Here is a 19465-nt window from a genome sequence, read left to right as displayed (position 1 = left end):
CACGTTACAGCTCGACCTTAAACCCTACACAAGAGTGGCGTAAGACATACTCCGGTATGCAGCCGTGTTGACGGTGTAGATAAACCCAGAGAATCACTGATTGTCGCAGGTTTTTAGTAGCGGTTCTTCGCTTCTCCGTGTTTATGCCTTGACGGCCAGCAATGCACCAAAAGAGATCAGTGCGATGCCGCAGGCTTGCTCAAGGCGCTTCTTCATTTTCATCAGACGGGATTGCAGAGGTTGTGATGTAAATAGTATCGCGACCAGAATAAACCACAACGCGTGCAACAGAATCATATAGCTGCCGTAGATCAGGGCGAGCTTTATGTTCTCACCGTCAGGTGAGATCACCTGACTGAAAATGCTGACAAAAAACAGCATGGTTTTAGGATTCAGTGCATTGCACAACCAGCCCTGCAGAGCGAGCTTCCAGTAGGCCTGATCCTCCTGACGTGTTGATTGTGTGTCCATGGCACTGCCACTGGTAAGAAAACCTTTGATGCCCAGGTAAACGAGATAGGCAGCACCAAGGTATTTCAGACATTGAAAGAGAAACAAATTTTGTGAAATCAGGTAGCCAATTCCCAGAATCGAATAAGAGATATGAACCGTAATGGCCGCGCTGATACCAACGGCTGCCCATATACCTGCAGTCCGGCCTTGCTGAAGGGTGTTTCTAAGCACCAATATAAAATCTGCCCCCGGACTTATGACGATCAATAATCCAAGTAGTGCCAGACTGATCCACTCCATAATTTGCCTTTCAGGTTGTGTATTGTTGGTGGGGTCGAGTTTTGCGACACAAGTCTGCCCGCAGGATAGGGGTATCTTGCAGGCAGAAATGAAACACATGGATCGAAGGGTTATAGCTTCCCGGTTTTCAGCAGTTGCTGAAACTTCAACTTCTTCTCTTGTGCCGTGAGCTGAGGGGGTTCAGAATCAGCTTGTGGAATCAGCGGACCCAGATCCAGACTGATCGATTCGCTTTCTGTTACCGGGGATTCCTGTTCTTCCTGAAGCAGGTGGTTATCCATTACATCCAGGGCTTCCAAAAAACCCGGATAGCTCTCATCGGATTCATCCAGATCCTGTAGCTTGTCTGAGATGTTATCTCGGATTTGTCGTATACGTTCAAGTGAAACCTTGTCCTGGTTTTCTTCCAGCCATCTTCTGGCAGATTCGCCATTGGTTGCCATACTCGATCTAGTTCCAGGGTATTTATGTCAGCCCCTATAATATCATTTCCATACGGCTTCTGGTGAGCGTTTCGTGTGGGTTTATGACCCCATCTTTAAAAAGTGTCATTGGCATGGCTTTGTTATGAGCTGGGCCGAGTCAATCGATCATCAGGGTAAATGTCGAAAGTGGCTCATAACTGCTTCGGTAAATACCATCCTGAATGAGTTGATGCTAATACGTACAATTTAATATCTGAATTTGGCCTAAGCGCTTGGGAGTAAGGAGTTGATAGAAGAAGTTCGAAGTCAGGTGGCAGAGCTGGCTGAGCAGCTGAGACTGCTTCGGTTATCCGGTGCACCGGAGCAGCCTCTGGTACGGATAGAACAGCCCCTTCCCATGATCAATCTATTTAACTGGCTTGCGGCCCAGACACTGCCGGGAAAGAGTTACTGGCAGGATCGCGACAGCGACTACAAGGTGGCGGGGTTAGGTAAAGCCTGGCGATACAAAATTAATGATCAGTCTGAAGTTAACACTTGTTTCGAACAGGTCAACAGGTTGCTGGATAAAACAACCCGCTGTTTGGGGTATCTCTCTTTCTCCGACAGTCAGAAGATGGTCTGGCCTGCCTTTGGCTATGGAGAATTCTTTTTCCCGGTCATCGAAGTGGTTCAGACTCGGAAGGGGTGCTCACTGGCTTGCAACCTGCTGGCTCAGGATGAGCCGTCATGGCGAACAAGTATTGATAAGGTGTTGAACTACCTAACCCGAGTCAGTTGGTCTGTGGATGAGCCTGATTCACCGTGCCGGTTGGGTGCCCCTCAATTCAAGCCCGATCAAGCTCACTGGGTCTCGCTGATTGATCATGCCTTGAGTGATCTTGAATCAGGGGCGTTGAAAAAAGTGGTGCTCTCCAGAGAAGCACGAATCAGTTTGCAGGAAGGGCAGCTGGATCCCTGGATGATTTTGTACTTATGGCAAGTGGCGAACCCGAGGTCTTACGTTTTTGCCTTTGAATCCGATGAGGGTTCCCTGTTCTTCGGTTGCTCGCCTGAACGACTGTTTCGCAGAGTAGATCGTGTTGTCCATACGGAAGCTTTGGCAGGCACGACCCGAAGGGGTAGTGACAGGGATGAAGACTTCAAACTTGAGCTTCGTCTGCTGAATGATTCAAAAAATGTTCATGAAAATCGTCTCGTACTGAATGATATTCGCACACGTCTGGAGTCTATCTGCAGTTATCTGGAATTTGATCGTAGCCACTCCGTGGTCAAACTGCAGACGATCCAGCATCTCAGGCAATTGATCCGGGGCGTCCTTAAGGAAGGAATCAGTGACAGTCAGCTGTTTTCTCTTTTGCACCCCACGCCAGCGGTGGGCGGTGAGCCCAGGGAAATGGCGCGGCACTTTATTGAAGAGCATGAAAGCTACAATAGAGGCCTTTATGCCGGAGCCTGTGGTGTATTGGGCAGAAAGCGCAGTGAATTCACGGTATCCATACGCAGTGCCTTGCTGGAAGAGAAACATCTTTCGTTATTCTCAGGTGCCGGCATTGTCAATGGATCAGTAGCTCAGGATGAGTGGCAGGAACTGAACAACAAGATCAAAACCGTACTGTCACTGTTGGGCCATAAAGCCTGCGTAACAGAGACATCAAACAGCTATGAACCGGAAATGCAGCTGACTCCGGATCATGAAAATGGCTACCGAGTTGGATAAAGCTGCATTGCCATCGAGAAGAGTATTGGAATATCTCATGACCTTTCCCACCAGGCATCCTAGCCTTAATTTTCTCTGGTCTGCATTGATTCTGGAAGAGTTGTGTCGACTGGGGGTTGAGCATGTCTGTATCGCTCCGGGTTCGCGTTCTGCCCCCCTGACGTTGGTGGCGGCAGAGCACCCGAAGCTTGAAAAACATGTGCACTTTGATGAGCGTGGGCTGGGTTTTTTTGCCCTGGGGCTGGCCAAAAGCACCTGTAAGCCGGTTGCAGTTATAACCACATCCGGCACTGCGGTTGCCAATCTCTATCCCGCTATTATTGAGGCTAGGCAGTCAGGGGTTCCTCTGGTTATTCTGACGGCAGACAGGCCTCCTGAATTGATAGATTGCGGGGCGAATCAGGCAATTGAGCAGCAGGATATTTATGCTGGCTATCCCGGAGCGACTTTAAAACTACCAACACCCGATGAAAATATTCCCCCCAGCTGGTTGTTGACCAGTATTGATCAGGCCTATGCCCGATCCTGCATGCAGGGGCTGCCCATGCATGTCAATTGCATGTTCAGGGAGCCTTTGTACCCAGAAGGAAAGAGGGTGGATTTTTCAGGCTACCTGAGTCGACTGTCATACTGGGGTTCAGTCAATACGCCTCATACGGTGTATGAGACCCAGCTTGATGTGTCACTGGGACAAAGCCCTGTTAGCGGGTCTGATTTTTCGGCGGGTAAAGGCTTGATTATTGCCGGGCGTATCGAAGATCAGGCGTCAGCAGACGCTGTTGCAGAATTGGCTCGTCAACTGGGTTGGCCTCTTTTGGCCGACCTTCAATCCCAGCTTCATGGTCACCCGGCAGCGATTCAACATGCAGACCTGCTGTTAGCCAGCAAAGCCGGGAAAGCACTGTTGAGTCAGGCTGATCGCATTTTCCAGGTGGGTGGTCATCTGGTTTCAAAGAGGCTGGATAAATTTATCTCGGCTGGCGAGTGGCAGCATTACTGGATGGCAGGGCAGGAATTCAGGCGGATGGATACCGGTCATTGTCAGACTTATCGATGGGTAGGGCCTGTTACTGACTGCTGTCGTATGTTAGCCGGACTTTCCTCTGGCGCCGGAATTGAACCAGCCTGGATAGATCAGATTGAACAGTTATCGCATTCTGTCCAGACTCTGATTTCAGAGCTTGATTCAACACCGGGTCCACTGACTGAACGCTGGCTGGGTACACACCTGACCACAATACTGCCTGAAGGCAGTAGTCTTTTTCTGGGAAACAGCCTTCCGATTCGATTGCTGGATATGTTTTCCCTGTCACAGAGCGGGCAGGTTTATGCCAACCGGGGTGCCAGTGGCATTGATGGGCTGATGGCGACGGCAGCGGGCTGTGCAACGGGTGATAAGAACGTCATGGTGGCAGTGATCGGTGATCTCTCGTTCCTTCACGACTTAAATTCCCTGCAGTTGCTGCGACAGCTCAAGACCCCTTTTGTACTGCTGGTGATTAATAACGACGGTGGTGGCATTTTCAATATGTTGCCTGTGGAAGACCGGCCTGAAGCTGCACAGCAATACTTTGTCACTCCTCACGGTTTGAATGCCCGTCAGGCTGCTGCCATGTTTGGACTGGATTATTATCTGCCTGCTGGCCGCCAGGAGCTGGAAGCTCTGCTGGAGCAGGTGACCGAGCAGTCATGCGCATCGATTATTGAGGTTGCTACGCAACCCGGGCAGGCTGCTGAACAGATAAAGCAGGCGTTGAGCCGGCTGGAGATGTTGTCATGAGCGAAACCAACTTAGCTTATCGAACCTGGGGTATCCGTGAAGGTGTACCGCTGGTTTTGTTGCACGGATTTCTGGGCGATTCCGGGGATTGGGAAACACTGGCCAGAAATCTTGAGAATGATCTTTATCTGGTGGCGGTGGATTTACCGGGCCATGGTAAAAGCCGTGATATCAAAGTGAGCCGGGAAAAAGCGTTTGAGGAGTTCAGTGACTTGCTCCGACAAACGCTCTCCCAGCTGGACCTCGATCGTTACAGCATGTTGGGTTATTCACTGGGCGGGCGCCTGGCCATGAGTCATCTGACCCGGGAAGGTGATGCTGTTGACCGGTTGCTGGTGGAATCCTCTCATCCCGGTCTGGAGGACAATGCGGAGCGTCAGGCTCGCTGGAAGGATGATCAGAGCTGGGCTGGTCAGTTTCGTACTGATCCATTGAGTGAAGTCCTGCAACGGTGGTATCACCAGCCTGTCTTTGCGGATTTGAACAGCCGAGAGCGGGAGCGACTCATGCAACATCGTTGCATCAGTAATCAGACGCAAGAGTCATCTTCTAATGAAGTGATGGGAAGCGGTACCAGCGGTGAGTCTTTGGCTTTAGCGCTGGAGGCTTTCAGTCTATCGCAACAGCCGGATTTCTGGGGCATGTTGAATCGTTCTTCAAGGGCTTCACATTATTTCTGTGGTGAACGTGATTTGAAGTTTCAGGGCATCGCTCATCGGCTGCTTGAAATGGGCTGTTTTCAGGGAATTCATGAAATAAAGGAAGCGGGCCATAATATTCATCGGGAACAGCCGCAAGCCATGGCTACGATAATCAAACAGCTACTGTTGTAAGTATTCTTGGATCATTCATAGCATTCACTGTTGGACAGCCGGGTACTGATATCTGTAAACATTTATGAAAGAAGTGTTATTCCAGTCATGCCATATTTATCGATACCGACAGCCTCTGGTCAAGCCTCTTCCATTAAAGACGGTTACTTTGACCGATCGTGAAGGACTGATTCTTGAAGTGGTGGATCAGGAAGGGCTGACTCATTATGGAGAAGCCTCACCACTGCCAGATTTTAGCCAGGAAAGTCTATTTGAGGCCCTGGAGCAGCTCAAGGAGGTAGCAGAACTCTGTTGTCTTCAAAAGTGGTCGGACCAAAAGCTTTTGCATCCATCGGTGGCTTTCGCTATTGAGAGTATTCAGTTCAGCGCAGACAGGCAGAAGTGGTGTCAGCAAAAGACAGCGCATGCCCCTCTGTTGATGGGGGCTGATGCATCAACTCTGAAACGCCTTAAAGGTTGGCAGATGGGCTGGCCCAATGAGTTCAAACTGAAGGTTGGACGTAATACAGTCAGTCAGGATGTCGAAGCGGTCAATCAACTACTTGAATGTATCCCAGGACAGATAAAACTCCGGCTGGATGCCAATCAGCGCTGGTCGCTGGATGAAGCCATCCAATTTTCCTTGCAGATTACTGCGAACAGAGTGAGTTATATCGAAGAGCCTACGGGGGACTGTCGCGATTTCCCTCAATTATTCAGTGAGACCGGTATAGGGTATGCACTGGATGAAACATTGCAGTTTCCTGTTAGTGATTTTCGGTTGTCAGAGAAGGGTGCTCTCAAGGCTGGAGAAGGGCTCAGGGCCATTGTCTTAAAGCCCACTCTGGTGGGAGGGATTTCCAGATGTCTGTCACTGGCTGGCTGGGCCAGGAAGAACAAGGTAAGAACTGTATTCAGCTCCTCGTTTGAAAGTGCGCTGGGGGTGAGCCTCATCGAGCAGCTCAGTCTTGAGTGTGATCCCTTCGAAAGTCCTGGTCTGGACACGCTTTGTGCTTTTCAGAACCCTGAATTTTGTGGCTTGCCTGACTATGGCAAGCCATTGTCATTAGATTTACGTAATGCCATGGAGACCGTATGGAGTTGTTGTTCTGCCCATTGAGAGAATGGACACTCAAAGACCCTCACAGGAATGTTATAAAAGTTGATGGTCAGCCTGTTTCCCGAAGGGACCTGGATGCAAAAGTAGAACTGTTTCGCAAGGCTTTTCATGATCAGGGCGTTAGGAAAGGCGACAGGATACTGGCTCCGTTAACCCATGCTTTGGATGCCGTCACTCTCATTATTGCCTGCCTGAGAAGCCAGTGGGTTTATTGTCCGGTTAACCCGCAAATGCCTGATGAACAAAAAGAGCAATATTGTCAGAAGATTGGAGCTCAGTGGTCACTCCAGGCAGATATTGGTGAAACAAAGGCGCTGGAATGGCCTGCACTCACAGAACCAGTGAAAGGCAATGACCGGAGCCTGACCATAGAGTCTGAAGTTATTTGTGATTTGATAGCCACATCAGGCACAACCGGTGTTCCGAAAGCGGTAAGTCATACTTTTGCGAATCACGCCTACAGCGCCAAAGGTTCGGAAGTCTCTACTCCACTGACAGAAGAAGACAGCTGGCTTTTATCTCTGCCACTGTTTCATGTGGGTGGTTTTGGCATAGTGATTCGTTGCCTTCTCGCGGGTGCCGAGATGGTGATCGACACGAAAAAGACCCCTTTGCAGCAATTGCTGGTGCAGCATCGAATCACTCATGTCTCTCTGGTGAATACCCAATTGCGAAGGTTATTAGTGCAAGGCGCGGAATCGCTGGATCACTGTGAGCTGAAATACATTCTTGTGGGAGGAGGATTTGCTTCTGCCGAGCTGGTCTCAATGGTTCAGGCGAAGGACATCAGAATTCTGACCACTTACGGTATGACAGAAATGAGTTCTCAGGTCTGCACCGGAATCCCTCGCTTTACTGACTCGGGTATCACTTCAGGAGAACCATTGCCATATCGGGACGTCTCAATAGACGCCTCCGGAGAAATTCTGGTCAAAGGCAAGACATTATCGTCTGGATATTTTGAGAATAACAGGATTATTCCCATCCTGGATGAGCAGGGTTGGTACCACACAGGTGACCTGGGTCAATGGGCTGGCCATCAATTAGTTGTTATTGGTCGTATAGATAATATGTTGATTTCCGGGGGTGAGAATATCCATCCGGAAGAAATTGAAAAAGCTTTACTCAGTATTGACGACATCATTATGGCCGTTGTGGTATCCGTAAAGGACGACGACTATGGGCAAAGACCTTTTGCATTTGTACAAACCGAATCAGGTTCTCTGAATGAAGTATTTACAAAACAAAAGCTTGTAGGCACTATTAGCCGATTCAAAATTCCTGATATGATTCGCTTGCTTCCGGTTGAGCAGATACCTACCGGCCTCAAGCCCAATCGTCAAACCCTGCAGGCTCTGGCTGGGAGACTGGCCGAGGAAAGTAGCTTGGCCTGAAGTCCAGAAAGAGTGGTTGCAGCCTTGAACGGTTCCAGACAGCTCTATTGAAATTGACTAAATAGGTTAACTATTCGTACAAATTCAACGAAGCTGCCCGGAGCGTTTATGATTGGGCTTCGTTCTACTGAACTGTATGCTCAAACGCAACTCTCGAACAGCCTTCAGGGCTTGCAAACTCTTAATCGTTTTTTAACTGATTATCGTCGCCATCTGACCCAGACCGAGGCATAATGCTGGCAATGAGCGGTGATAGTTGAAGTGTCTGATGAAAACAAAAGATCAAAAAACCATCCGTGCATTCATCGCTGTCAGGATTCCGCTGGACCTTGCTGCGACACTGCACAAGAAAGCACAGCACCGAGCCGGCGATGTCCTTCAGCATAAGCTGCGTTGGATGGTACCACAGCAGCAACACATAACACTGCGTTTTCTGGGTGAATGTAACGAACAGAGCCTTGAGCAGTTTTCCAGCTATATCGAAGAGTCCCTGACGAGTATTCGCGGGTTTGACTGTATGACCGGCTGTTTCGAATTCTTTCCTGATGCTCAAAGACCCAGAGCACTGGCTTTGAATATGCATTCAGGGCAGCAGTTGAATGCGCTGTCCAGAATTTGTGAAGAAGGCGCCCGCTTATGCGGTATGCGTCGTGAAATGCGTAACTTTCGACCTCATGTCACACTGGCTCGCTTCAAGCAACATCATCATGTGACTCACAGTCATTTCTTTAATATGCCCAGCTATCGTATGACCGTGCATGAAGTAGTATTGATGAAGAGTGAAACAACGGCAGAAGGTGCACAGTACTCAGTATTGAGAGCATTCCCTTTGCAGCCACTGGCTAAATCCGCCTGACTCCAGACAATTTACGCTTATTTGAAACACAAACCCTGTTCTTTCACTGAAAGACAGGGTTTTTTGCTGTTTACTATGAAAGTGCCGCTATTCGGGGTCTGTCATCATTTTCATGGTTTGGGTGGTCCGGCATTCCGGGGAGCGGCACTTCCGGCTCATGGCTGTTTGGGAGCGAATCGTTAATAAGATTCCAAATTCAGCTGAAGGCGATTTCGAATGACGCTTTCGTTGAGTAGAAAGAGCTGGTCAAGCAGATGCATTTGCAGGCTTCCAGGTCCTTTGCTGGCTTCTACTGCTACTTCTCCCGCAATTCCCATGCAGCTCAAGCTGGAAAGAGAGGCCAGCCATGGATCCTCACAGGTGGCCAGGAAGGCGCCTGTCACTGCCGTTGCTGAACAACCAGTTCCCGTCACTTTAGCCATCATTGGATGACCGTTGCTGATGGCTGCCAGTCTCTTACCATCCGTCACATAATCCACTGCCCCGGTGACGGCCATGACGATGCCCAGTTCGGCAGCACTGTGCTGAATCGTTCCAAGCGTTGAGGAACTGTCGTGAATACTGTCTACTCCTTTTCCAGAAGCTTCTCCTGCTAATACTGAGAGTATTTCCGAGGCATTGCCTCGAACGACAGTGGGCTTCAGTTGCAAAAGTTCACGGTTCATATTCAATCGGAAGGTGGTTGCACCTGCTCCAACGGGATCCAGAATCCATGGTTTTCCCAGTTCGTTGGCTTTCTCAATAGCCAGCACCATAGATGAAACCTGGTAGCTGGTGATCGTGCCCGTATTGATCACCAGGGCACCTGCGAGGGAAACCATTTCTTCAACCTCTTCTGCTGCATGGGCCATGATGGGAGATGCTCCGATGGCCAGCAATGCATTGGCCGTATTGTTCATGACTACCTGATTGGTAATGTTATGAACCACAGGCTGCTGTTCTCTGAGCATGAGCAGGCAATTGGCAATTTCTTTATGCATGGACGAATACCGATAATGATTTTCTGGAAGCTCGTTGGACTGATGCTTTCGAGTATGAATTTCAGGAAAAACAGTTGCAGTCTTGAGTGCGGTCAAGACGCTTGACGTTTTTTCTGGAGCTCAGGTTGAAATTGACTTAAGTCCGGCAGGCTCCTGTGGGAAAGCTTCAGGACATTATGGAGGCCCAAGGGATTAAGTCCAGTTTGACTGATTATTCTGTGGTCAGTCATTCGTCAAAATCTGAATAATCAGTTAATAAGTTAATAGGTTGTCAGTGAGACTTGTTGTACTGAAATCAATGTAAGGTTTATTCCTCTACTAGGGGTTTCTGGCTTGGGTTTAAAGTCTGAAAGTAGTGGTTAAAACAAAGTTTTACACTGTTGTAAATCGGCCGTACCAGGTATAAATTATGCCGCATGGCACAGGTGTCTCAATCACTTTAATGTCGAGTCATCTTTGCTAAGCAATCGAGTCTAATACTTATTTTTCAGCATTTTTTTCTGATGTTTTTATTTACGTCAGGGCTTTCTATTGTCTGAATTCAGGGGGAGTTACATGTCAATTAAGCGCGAAACACTGGCAGATACATTTGCCCTGATCAGCTTTGGATTGGTTGTCGGTATGCTGGTTGAGATTCTGGTTGCTGGATTGACTATTGAACAATCTTTGCAGTCTCGTCTGATGAGTATTCCGGTCAATATGCTGATTGCACGACCTTATGGTATCTATCGGGACTGGATGATGTGTTACAGCCGACTGTTTGGTTCAAGGCGGGTGGGTAATACTGTTCTGGATATCTTTGCGTTTATCTCTTTTCAGATTCCAGTCTATGCTGCACTTATTGCTATCACAGGGGCAACAATGGAGCAGGTTATTACTGCTTCTCTGGGTCAAATCGGTGCGCTGATGCTGATGGCTCGTCCTTATGGCGTCTATATGCAACTGTGTCGTAACTGGTTCGTATCAGGCAGCATGAGAGCTGCCTGACAGCTGCTTCTTCTACACGAAATACCCGACAAATACACCTATCAAATAGGGGTATTCAGCTATCGGGGGCTTCCTATTTTCTGACTATCTGGTTATAGTTCCCTTCAGTTTGCCCGAATGTGTTGTACGGGTTTGCCTGTTTTAACTCCATTTACAGTGGAATTAAACAGTCCTGGTTGCCTCTCTTTATGCAATTGCAGCGTCGTCCGGTGGATCCCGGATTCGCACAACGTCAGCCTTGGTCGTTGCGCGAATGTATAAACAGAGTGTTTGCCAAAAGGCGAATGTGCACCTTTCAGGCCCCGAATGTTTTGATCAGACCTTGCTGTGCTATGGGCATATGTTCGTTTCAATCTGGAACAACAGGGTTTGCAAAGCACCAATAAGAATTAGATGAAAAAGCAGTCATTAGCGAAAATAGCCGACAGATAAACGATTAACTCCATAACTATTTTTAAGGTTTATCGTGTAATCCGTCAGGCAAAACAAAACGACTGCATTTCACAATGAATTTGAGGGGGGAGCATGTCCTTATTGGAAGTCAATGATCTGCGCATTGAATTTCCTTCACGCCACGGTGTTGCAGTGGCTGTAAAGGGAGTGTCTTTCACAGTTGCCAAAGGTGAGATCCTGGGCCTGGTGGGGGAATCCGGAGCCGGTAAGTCCACAGTCGGCAATGCCATTATCGATTTGCTCAGTGCGCCCGGTCGTGTAGCGGGTGGTGAAATCAGCTTGAATGGCGAAACCATTTCCGGCCTTTCCGGAGAAGCTATTCGTAAAGTGCGTGGAAGACGAGTTGGGTTTATTTTTCAGGATCCAATGACTTCATTAAATCCGCTCCTGACCATTAAAACCCAATTAGTTGAAACCATCATTGAAAACCTCGGTTTAAATTCGGCGCAGGCTTTTGAAAAAGCGCTTGAGATGCTCAATGCCGTGGGTATTCCAGAGCCTGAAATCAGAATTAAACAGTATCCTCACCAATTCTCCGGCGGTATGCGTCAAAGAGTGGTTATTGCCATTGCCCTGGCAGGTGAGCCTGAATTAATTATTGCCGATGAGCCTACCACTGCCCTGGATGTTTCTATTCAAAATCAAATTCTCGATTTGATTCGAGAGTTATGCAAAGAGCGCGAAGTGGGTTGCGTATTTGTAACCCATGATATGGGTGTTATTGCAAACGTCACAGACCGTGTAGCCGTTATGTATATGGGCGAGCTGGTAGAGATTGGTAAAACCCGGCAAATTCTTGAAAGTCCTGAACACCCTTATACCCAGAGTCTGATCAGTGCGGTTCCAAGAACCGATGTTAAGCTGCATCGCTTTCCCAGGGTAGAATACATTGAAAAAGTCGAGACCCGCAGTATTGATGTCAAGAATCACTGGCTGGGTCAACGTGAGTCCTTTGGCACGATAGAAGACGAGAATCTTCTGAGTGTTGAAGACGTTGTGCTCAAGTTTGAAACCCAATCGGCTTTCCTGAAAAAGAACCGTCGTTATGTAACGGCATCCAATAATGTTTCATTCAACGTGCGTGACGGTGAAACCTTTGGACTGGTAGGAGAATCGGGTTCAGGTAAGTCAACCATTGCCCGGGTGATTGCAGGCCTTTATCAGCCTGACTCAGGACAGATTTTCTTTGCAGGCAATGACATCACCCGTCTGGATGAAAAGGCTCGCAAGCCATTCAGACGACAGATTCAGATGGTTTTCCAGAATCCATACTCCAGCCTGAATGCCCGGATGACGGTTAACGACATTATTGCCGAGCCCATTCGTTTTCATGGTCTGGCGGAATCTGAGCAGCAGATCAGGCAGATTACTAAAGACTTGCTGGATCATGTCGGCTTGGGCAGCAAAGCCGGAATCAAGTTTCCTCATGAATTTTCCGGTGGTCAGCGTCAGCGTATTTCCATTGCCCGTGCATTAGCGACTCGTCCCCGTTTCCTGATTTGTGATGAACCGACATCAGCACTGGATGTATCGGTTCAGGCGCAGATACTGAATCTGCTTAAAGATCTTCAGCAGGAGCTGGGGCTCACCATGCTGTTCATCAGTCACGATCTGCCTGTTATACGCCAGATGTGTGATCGGGTTGGGGTCATGAAAAATGGAACTCTGGTAGAAGTGGATGAGACCGAAAAATTGTTCACTGCACCCGAGCATGACTATACCCGGAATCTGATTGAGCTGATGCCGAAAATGGATCACCTTTCCCGTCAGGGATTGGATGCAGTACAACAACAAGCACCGGTTGTAACGGTGTGATGGGGGAGGGTCGGGCGTTGTTTGCCTGACCGCTTCAGGAGCTGACTTGAAAGCTCCTCACAATGGCTGTGAGTGCAGAAACCGTTTTATTTTTGTCGCTGTTGAAACGGTTTCTTGATAGAAAAATTAAAAACATTTTATTGACCTGTCTTGGGGGTAAATAATGAAAAAAATGATCAAGTCTTTGGCTGGGGTTGCTCTGGCTTCCACATTGGCAATGAGTGTGCAGGCCGCTTCCCTGAAGATTGCATACGATGCTGACCCTGTATCACTGGATCCTTATGAGCAGCTGTCAGGGGGAACCCTGCAGATGGCACATATGTCATTTGATCCGCTGATTCGCTGGGGCCAGGATCTGAGTTTTGAGCCTCGTCTGGCAGAAAAGTGGGAGCGTATTGATGATCTGACCATGCGCTTCACCCTGAGAAAAGGCGTTAAGTTCCATTCTGGCAACACTCTGACAGCCAAAGATGTCAAGTGGACCTACGATCGCATGGTTAACAGTGCAGACTATAAAGCCATCTTTGCACCTTTTGCTGAGCTGAAAGTAGTCGACGATTACACCTTTGACCTGGTCACCAAGAAGCCTTACCCGCTGGTTCTGAACTCTGCTACCTACATCTTCCCGATGGACAGCCAGTTCTACACCGGTAAAGATGATAAAGGTCGTGACAAGGGCGTGATCAAAAAGCACGGTGATACCTATGCTTCACGCAATATCTCCGGCACCGGACCTTATATTGTCAGTGATCGTCAGCAAGGCGTTAAGCTGCAATACAAGCGCTTTGATGACTACTGGGACAAAAAATCTCCAGGCAATGTTGATGATATTACTCTGACACCCATCAAGGAAAATGCGACACGTGTCGCAGCTCTTCTGTCCGGTGGTGTGGACTTCATTTTCCCGGTTCCCCCTAATGATCATGAGCGTATTGAGCGTTCTGACAAGGCTGACCTGATCACCCTGACCGGTTCTCGTCTGATTTCTTTCCAGTTGAATCAGGATCGTGTAGAAGCGTTCAAAGATAAGCGTGTTCGTCAGGCTATCGTGTATGCCATCAACAACGAAGGCATTGTTAAAAAGATCATGAAAGGGTTTGCCACCGCTGCCGGTCAGCAGGGACCTGAAGGTTATGCTGGCTTTGTGGGTGACCTGAAACCTCGTTACGATCTCAAGAAAGCCAAGCAGCTGATGAAAGAAGCGGGTTATGAAGACGGCTTCACGATCACCATGATGGCGCCTAATAACCGTTACATCAACGATGCAAAGATTGCCCAGGCTGTAGCCAGTATGTTGAACCGGATCAACATCAAGGTTGATCTGAAAACCATGCCAAAGGCCCAGTACTGGCCAGCGTTTGATGAACGTGCTGCGGACATCATGATGATTGGCTGGCATTCTGATACCGAAGATTCTGCCAACCTGACTGAGTACCTGACAGCCTGTGCCGATGCCAGCACCGGTTGGGGCCAGTATAACAGCGGTAGTTACTGCAACGGCGCCATCGACAAACTGGTGAAAACAGCCGGTACTGAAACCAACCTGGACAAACGCGCCAAGCTGCTGCAGGAAGTCGAGAAGGAGCTTTATCAGGAAGCGGCTTACGTACCTCTGCACTGGCAGAACCTGGCCTGGGGTGCCCGTAAAGGTGTGAATGCTGAGGAAGTGGTTAATATCATGAACTTCCCTTACCTGGGTGACCTGGTAGTCAGCGAGAAGTAATCGTTATGGGGCCGGCCCGGACCGGCCCTTATTCGATCGTTCCTCGACCGGCCGTTTTCTCTGATTAGTCTGAACCTTCATTCTTATAGAGCATTTTTTTCTTCATTGGTTATGCATTGTTGTCCAGGGTTGCCACCTTGTTTTAACACTCTATTTGAAACAGTCATGATCGTAGAAAAATATTTTGCATCCTCTTGAGTAGGTAAAACCGCAAGACAAAATATTTTTCACGGTCAATAGCAGATGAATTCAGAAATATATAAATCAACCGTGAGCGAAAGGGTTTCGTTTTCTCATCATTGATGATGAGTTCAAAGCCTTACAACAGCCTTGAGCCGTATATGCCGCTTACTGCCATTATTTGAAAATGATTCCGGTAGCTGGATCAGCGGCATTTTCAAAGTATAAGAACGCTGCAGGATTTTTTATGTTGTTATTTTTATTCAGGAGACTGGTACAGGGTCTGGTGGTGATGTTTATCATCAGTCTGATCAGTTTCTCCATCCAGGACAATCTGGGGGACCCGCTTAGAGAAATGGTGGGTCAGTCCGTATCTGAAGCCCAAAGACAGGCTTTACGTGAAGAGATGGGTCTTAACGATCCCTTCCTGGTGCAATATGGCCGTTTTATGTCGAAAGCGGTTCAGGGAGATCTGGGCACCTCTTATTTCTTCAAAGAGCCTGCCCTGGAAGTTATTATGGATAAGCTTCCAGCCACCCTTGAATTGGTGTTCAGCGCAACGCTGCTGATTATTCTGATCTCTATTCCAGCGGGTGTTTACAGTGCTATACGACCGAACAGTATTCTGACCCGGTTGATTCTCGGGATCAGTATTCTGGGTATCTCTGTTCCTGTCTTCCTGACGGCCATATTCAGCATTTATCTGTTTTCCATTGAGTTGGGCTGGTTACCTTCATACGGACGGGGTGAGCTGACTTCGGTCTTTGGCGGTTGGGAAACCGGCTTCCTGACTAAAAGTGGCTGGTTACACCTGATTCTGCCGTCTGTTTCTCTGGCCAGTATCATGCTGCCATTGTTTATTCGTCTGATTCGTTCCGAGATGGTTGAAACGCTGCATACCGAGTATGTGAAATTTGCTAAAGCCAAAGGTCTGCAAAAAGTGCGTGTTTATTTCCTGCACGCCCTGAAAAACACCATGCTGCCTGTTATTACGGTAGGGGGTGTCCAGATCGGAACCATGGTCGCCTATACGATTCTGACAGAAACCGTCTTTCAGTGGCCGGGCATGGGCTTTATGTTCCTGGAGGCGGTGAATCGTGTTGATACACCATTGATTGTTGCCTACCTGATTGTCGTCGGTGGCATCTTTGTGGTGGTGAATACCCTGGTCGATCTGATCTATGGCCTGATTAATCCAACGGTAAAACTGGCAGGAGGTAGCCAATGAGTGAATTGACTGTACAAGAAGCGCCTTCTACCTGGCAAAAGATTCGTCAGTCCAATATCTGGCATTGTTTTGTCAATGATCGTTTGGCTATGGTGGCAGCCTTTATATTTGTTGTCATGGTAGGAGCTGCTTTGTTGGCTCCTGTGCTCTCTCCTACCAATCCTTATGATCTCTCGACGATCGATATCATGGATTCTGAAATTGCTCCTGCATGGAGTGAAGAGGGCGATGAGCGATTCCTGCTGGGGACGGATTCTCAGGGCAGAGACATGCTGAGCACTATTCTTTATGGTGCCAGAATCTCCATTGCCATCGGTTTCTTTGCGGTAGTACTGCAGGCATTGTTGGGTATCGTTATTGGTTTGACGGCAGGTTATGTGGGCGGTCGGGTTGATAACTTCCTGATGCGTATGGCTGATATTCAGCTTTCGTTCTCTACCATGATGGTGGCCATTGTTGTGCTGGCTCTGTTCCAGGCATCATTTGGTTCGGAACTATACAGTAAGCTGGCCATGTGGATGCTGATTCTGGTTATCGGCATAGCCGAGTGGCCTCAGTATGCCCGGACTATTCGTGCATCAGTGCTGGCTGAAAAAAAGAAAGAATATGTAGAAGCGGCCAAGGTTATGGGGTTTGGTTCCGGTCGTATTATGTTCCGCCACATCCTGCCTAACTGTCTTTCTCCGATTCTTGTGATTTCGACAGTACAGATTGCCAATGCCATCATCAGTGAAGCCGCTCTCTCTTTCCTTGGATTGGGTATGCCGGTTTCCGAGCCTTCTCTGGGTTCGTTGATCTCCAGTGGCTTTGAATACATATTCTCTGGCAGTTGGTGGATTACCGTTATTCCCGGTGCGATTCTGGTGACACTGGTGCTGGTTATTAACCTGCTGGGTGACTGGTTGAGAGATGTGCTCAACCCTAAGCTCTATAAAGGTTAAGTTCATCATCGTTAGTAAAAAAGGCCGCTAAGCGGCCTTTTTCTTTTTTTGCTTCAGGGAGCGAAGACTCTTTTTCTGCTCAATTGCCAGATAAGAACTCCCGTGAAAACGGCAGCCATCAGTGGGTTAAACCAGCTTGTGGCATCCGTTACCAGCGTTCTTGAAATATCAAAGGCGAACAAAACCCCCAGGGAAATTAAACCCGTGATCCATGCCAGGGCTCTATCTTGCCAAAGATAGGCAGCAGCAGTGAACCAGAATGCCAGTATTGAACCCAAAATAATGTAATCGGTATTCACGCTTCTGGGGTTGAACATAACGTGATAGCAAGCAGCAAAACTTAATAAGTAAATCAGACCATTTTTGGTGCCATGACGGACAATGGCATAAAAGCTCACGGCCCAAGTCATAGCGGCCAGAATGATTTTTATAATATTCTGCAGGCTTTCCGGAACCGAGTAGTGGATCAGCTGCATGGGAATGTTAAAGAAGCTGGCCCAGGTGGGGGTAGTTATTCCCCGCTCAACCGCAGAGTCTGCCATTTCCAGAAAGTTGTTGTACTGCTCAAGCCCATAATCCAGCCCGCCAAATACCAGAGGTAATGCCAAAAAGGCGAGCAGCATTAAAGGTACTCTCAGCCAGAAAGGTCTGAACAGTGTGATCACCAACAGGAAAAAGACGATAAAAGTGGGTTTCAGGCTCATGATCAAAGCCAGCACCAGAGCTGCCGAATTCCAGCGTTTTTCTATGATTTGGCTAATGACCAGCATCATCGCAGCAATCAAGACAACATTCATTTGCCCATTTCTAAAACCGGAAAAAGCGATGGGAACGGCAATCAAGCTGAATAATCCAAACCAGTTGAAGAGCTTTTCTCTTGAGTATTCCTGAAAGTGGCTCAGCAGTCGCAGACTGGCCCAGGCATAGAGTCCAATGATGAATAATCGCCAAAGCAGATCGGCCAGAAAAACAGGCAGTTTGGTAGCAGGTACAAAAAGAACAGCAAAGGTGGGCGTGTAGATAAACCCGCCCGGACCTGAATACAGTTTTACCCGGTCAATCCATCGTTCAGCCCCCAGCAGATAGCTATCGAGTACGGTGTGCTGACCGGGCTCCAGAGCTACTTTGGCGAAGATCAGAATGATGGCCAGTCCCCAGAGAAACACTCCGAAAAGGGCTGCAGGATGCTTTTTAAGGAGGGCTATGTCCTTCATCAGTGCTCGTTCTATTTTTAGAGTTATGACTGTAAACAGATCACTTTCATGCTGATGAAAGTGATCTGTTTTTGCTCAGGGCTGTTTACAACATACGACGAGAATGACTTTTCCGCCAGTGGCCTTATAACAGAAAATGTTTATTGAACCCTGCTCGTTGCATTCGTACCGTCTATTTGAAGCAGGGGAGGTTGCTTAGTCAGAATGGCTGGAGTCTTTGAATTGTGTTTTTAACGGTTTATTGATCCTGTTCAATGTCAGTTAATATATTATCTGACATCATGGATGGCCTAGATTTAGGCTGCAGAGTTGTAAATGTAAACGATGTCCAAAGTTGCGATGCTGTTTGCGTCCAGGGAAGGTCAGACACAGAAAATTGTTGAACGGATGCGTTTGATTGTGACCCGTGCGGGGCATGAAGTGGATCTGATTCATCTGGAAGGCCCGGTGACAAAGGTTCGACTGGAGCACTACGATGCCTTTGTCCTTGGCAGCTCCGTCCGTTATGGTCGCCATCATGACTATTTTTGTCGATTTGTAGAGCAGAATACAACTGTGCTCAACAGTAAGCCCTGTTACTTTTTTTCGGTCAATCTGACGGCGAGAAAAGCCAATCGCAGTGAGCCTCACCAGAATTCTTATCTGACGAAATACCTTCGCTATGGTTCACTGCGACCTGACAGTGTCGAAGTGTTCGCTGGTGCGTTTAAACTGTCGCGCTATGGTTTTTTCCAGAAGCAGCTATTGAGTCTGATTCTCAAGGTGAGCGATGGAACTGCAGCCCCTTCTGAAGATCGGGAGTTTACTGACTGGTGCCGGGTAATAAGGTTTGCCGAACGGTTTGTTCAGCAGTTGGGCGATGAAGCAAGAGGGTGTCAGCGTCATATCAGCAAACAGTTGGTCTATGCCTGAAAGCGAATATTTCAGGTTTTATGCGGCCTTTGCCCAAACCAAAGCGGCTTTATCGGTTGAGCGTAAAACCCCGTACTTTGAGTGCGGGGATGTAAGCTCGTCGGCGATAGCCGACTAATGCGGTGTTCTCTGCTGCTGAACGTACTGTTTGATGACTTCTATAGGAGCGCCA

16 protein-coding genes are annotated in these 19465 nt (G+C 48.2%); 12 read left to right on the top strand and 4 right to left on the bottom strand.

The genetic code is table 11. The annotated features are described in order from the left end of the window. Nucleotides 1-141: 141 nt before the first annotated feature. Together ACR2PX_RS13460 and ACR2PX_RS13455 are read right to left on the bottom strand one after the other, a co-directional pair. Nucleotides 142-753, bottom strand: coding sequence for a LysE family translocator (locus ACR2PX_RS13460; RefSeq protein ID WP_433999867.1), 612 nt, complete (start codon nt 751-753; stop codon nt 142-144). A gap of 110 nt (nt 754-863) precedes the next feature. Continuing rightward, the gene (locus tag ACR2PX_RS13455; protein WP_433999866.1) at nt 864-1196 is read right to left on the bottom strand and encodes a hypothetical protein; all 333 of its coding nucleotides are present in this window, start codon (nt 1194-1196) and stop codon (nt 864-866) included. Between the two features lie 268 nt (nt 1197-1464). Here ACR2PX_RS13455 and ACR2PX_RS13450 point away from each other — a divergent pair, with 268 nt between their 5' ends. The 6 genes from ACR2PX_RS13450 (at nt 1465) to thpR (ending at nt 8860) form a co-directional block, all read left to right on the top strand. Further along, on the top strand, nt 1465-2898 hold the full coding sequence (locus ACR2PX_RS13450) for an isochorismate synthase (protein WP_433999865.1): 1434 nt from the start codon (nt 1465-1467) through the stop codon (nt 2896-2898). Then, nucleotides 2879-4678, top strand: coding sequence for a 2-succinyl-5-enolpyruvyl-6-hydroxy-3-cyclohexene-1-carboxylic-acid synthase (menD, locus tag ACR2PX_RS13445; RefSeq protein ID WP_433999864.1), 1800 nt, complete (start codon nt 2879-2881; stop codon nt 4676-4678). The genes ACR2PX_RS13450 and menD overlap by 20 nt, the downstream gene beginning before the upstream one ends. Continuing rightward, entirely contained in the window at nt 4675-5511 is an 837-nt protein-coding gene (gene menH / locus ACR2PX_RS13440) for a 2-succinyl-6-hydroxy-2,4-cyclohexadiene-1-carboxylate synthase (protein ID WP_433999863.1), read from the top strand. Before menD ends, menH begins: the two co-directional genes overlap by 4 nt. A gap of 64 nt (nt 5512-5575) precedes the next feature. Then, entirely contained in the window at nt 5576-6610 is a 1035-nt protein-coding gene (gene menC, locus ACR2PX_RS13435; RefSeq protein ID WP_433999862.1) for an o-succinylbenzoate synthase, read from the top strand. Then, a complete protein-coding gene (gene menE, locus ACR2PX_RS13430) occupies nt 6586-8004 on the top strand; it encodes an o-succinylbenzoate--CoA ligase (RefSeq protein WP_433999861.1) in 1419 nt (472 codons plus the stop codon). The genes menC and menE overlap by 25 nt, the downstream gene beginning before the upstream one ends. A gap of 268 nt (nt 8005-8272) precedes the next feature. Next, nucleotides 8273-8860: an RNA 2',3'-cyclic phosphodiesterase gene (gene thpR, locus ACR2PX_RS13425; RefSeq protein ID WP_433999860.1), complete on the top strand. Its 588-nt coding sequence runs from the start codon at nt 8273-8275 to the stop codon at nt 8858-8860. 179 nt (nt 8861-9039) lie between these two features. Here the strand turns inward: thpR and thiM are convergent, their stop codons facing one another. Next, nucleotides 9040-9840: a hydroxyethylthiazole kinase gene (gene thiM, locus ACR2PX_RS13420; RefSeq protein ID WP_433999859.1), complete on the bottom strand. Its 801-nt coding sequence runs from the start codon at nt 9838-9840 to the stop codon at nt 9040-9042. A gap of 555 nt (nt 9841-10395) precedes the next feature. Between thiM and alaE the strand changes: the two genes are divergently transcribed. The 5 genes from alaE (at nt 10396) to ACR2PX_RS13395 (ending at nt 17167) form a co-directional block, all read left to right on the top strand. Next, nucleotides 10396-10827, top strand: a complete 432-nt coding sequence (alaE, locus tag ACR2PX_RS13415) for an L-alanine exporter AlaE (protein ID WP_433999858.1) — start codon at nt 10396-10398, stop codon at nt 10825-10827. A gap of 525 nt (nt 10828-11352) precedes the next feature. Further along, complete coding sequence (locus ACR2PX_RS13410; RefSeq protein WP_433999857.1) at nt 11353-13095, top strand: ABC transporter ATP-binding protein; 1743 nt, start codon at nt 11353-11355, stop codon at nt 13093-13095. 163 nt (nt 13096-13258) lie between these two features. After that, nucleotides 13259-14818, top strand: a complete 1560-nt coding sequence (locus ACR2PX_RS13405) for an ABC transporter substrate-binding protein (protein WP_433999856.1) — start codon at nt 13259-13261, stop codon at nt 14816-14818. Between the two features lie 427 nt (nt 14819-15245). Beyond that, nucleotides 15246-16226, top strand: coding sequence for an ABC transporter permease (locus ACR2PX_RS13400; protein ID WP_433999855.1), 981 nt, complete (start codon nt 15246-15248; stop codon nt 16224-16226). Then, complete coding sequence (locus ACR2PX_RS13395; RefSeq protein WP_433999854.1) at nt 16223-17167, top strand: ABC transporter permease; 945 nt, start codon at nt 16223-16225, stop codon at nt 17165-17167. The genes ACR2PX_RS13400 and ACR2PX_RS13395 overlap by 4 nt, the downstream gene beginning before the upstream one ends. A gap of 53 nt (nt 17168-17220) precedes the next feature. Here ACR2PX_RS13395 and ACR2PX_RS13390 read toward each other — a convergent pair whose 3' ends face one another. Further along, a complete protein-coding gene (locus ACR2PX_RS13390; protein WP_433999853.1) occupies nt 17221-18381 on the bottom strand; it encodes a glycosyltransferase family 87 protein in 1161 nt (386 codons plus the stop codon). 324 nt (nt 18382-18705) lie between these two features. On the opposite strand from ACR2PX_RS13390, the gene hemG reads away from it, so the two are divergent. Continuing rightward, complete coding sequence (gene hemG / locus ACR2PX_RS13385; protein WP_433999852.1) at nt 18706-19293, top strand: menaquinone-dependent protoporphyrinogen IX dehydrogenase; 588 nt, start codon at nt 18706-18708, stop codon at nt 19291-19293. Nucleotides 19294-19465 lie beyond the last annotated feature (172 nt).

It is taken from the genome of Endozoicomonas sp., assembly GCF_051008435.1.
GTDB lineage: Bacteria > Pseudomonadota > Gammaproteobacteria > Pseudomonadales > Endozoicomonadaceae > Endozoicomonas_A.
Note: the sequence above shows the minus strand (reverse complement) of the source record. Positions and strands in the feature narration are given on the sequence as shown.

What these genes read in the sequence shown, in the direction of transcription:
- ACR2PX_RS13410 (WP_433999857.1), top strand. Translation starts at nt 11,353, where the DNA reads ATGTCCTTATTGGAAGTCAATGATCTGCGCATTGAATTTCCTTCACGC.
- ACR2PX_RS13405 (WP_433999856.1), top strand. Translation starts at nt 13,259, where the DNA reads ATGAAAAAAATGATCAAGTCTTTGGCTGGGGTTGCTCTGGCTTCCACA.
- menE (WP_433999861.1), top strand. Translation starts at nt 6,586, where the DNA reads ATGGAGTTGTTGTTCTGCCCATTGAGAGAATGGACACTCAAAGACCCT.
- ACR2PX_RS13390 (WP_433999853.1), bottom strand. Translation starts at nt 18,381, where the DNA reads ATGAAGGACATAGCCCTCCTTAAAAAGCATCCTGCAGCCCTTTTCGGA.
- ACR2PX_RS13460 (WP_433999867.1), bottom strand. Translation starts at nt 753, where the DNA reads ATGGAGTGGATCAGTCTGGCACTACTTGGATTATTGATCGTCATAAGT.
- menD (WP_433999864.1), top strand. Translation starts at nt 2,879, where the DNA reads ATGGCTACCGAGTTGGATAAAGCTGCATTGCCATCGAGAAGAGTATTG.
- menC (WP_433999862.1), top strand. Translation starts at nt 5,576, where the DNA reads ATGAAAGAAGTGTTATTCCAGTCATGCCATATTTATCGATACCGACAG.
- ACR2PX_RS13455 (WP_433999866.1), bottom strand. Translation starts at nt 1,196, where the DNA reads ATGGCAACCAATGGCGAATCTGCCAGAAGATGGCTGGAAGAAAACCAG.
- ACR2PX_RS13400 (WP_433999855.1), top strand. Translation starts at nt 15,246, where the DNA reads ATGTTGTTATTTTTATTCAGGAGACTGGTACAGGGTCTGGTGGTGATG.
- ACR2PX_RS13395 (WP_433999854.1), top strand. Translation starts at nt 16,223, where the DNA reads ATGAGTGAATTGACTGTACAAGAAGCGCCTTCTACCTGGCAAAAGATT.
- alaE (WP_433999858.1), top strand. Translation starts at nt 10,396, where the DNA reads ATGTCAATTAAGCGCGAAACACTGGCAGATACATTTGCCCTGATCAGC.
- thpR (WP_433999860.1), top strand. Translation starts at nt 8,273, where the DNA reads ATGAAAACAAAAGATCAAAAAACCATCCGTGCATTCATCGCTGTCAGG.
- hemG (WP_433999852.1), top strand. Translation starts at nt 18,706, where the DNA reads ATGTCCAAAGTTGCGATGCTGTTTGCGTCCAGGGAAGGTCAGACACAG.
- menH (WP_433999863.1), top strand. Translation starts at nt 4,675, where the DNA reads ATGAGCGAAACCAACTTAGCTTATCGAACCTGGGGTATCCGTGAAGGT.
- thiM (WP_433999859.1), bottom strand. Translation starts at nt 9,840, where the DNA reads ATGCATAAAGAAATTGCCAATTGCCTGCTCATGCTCAGAGAACAGCAG.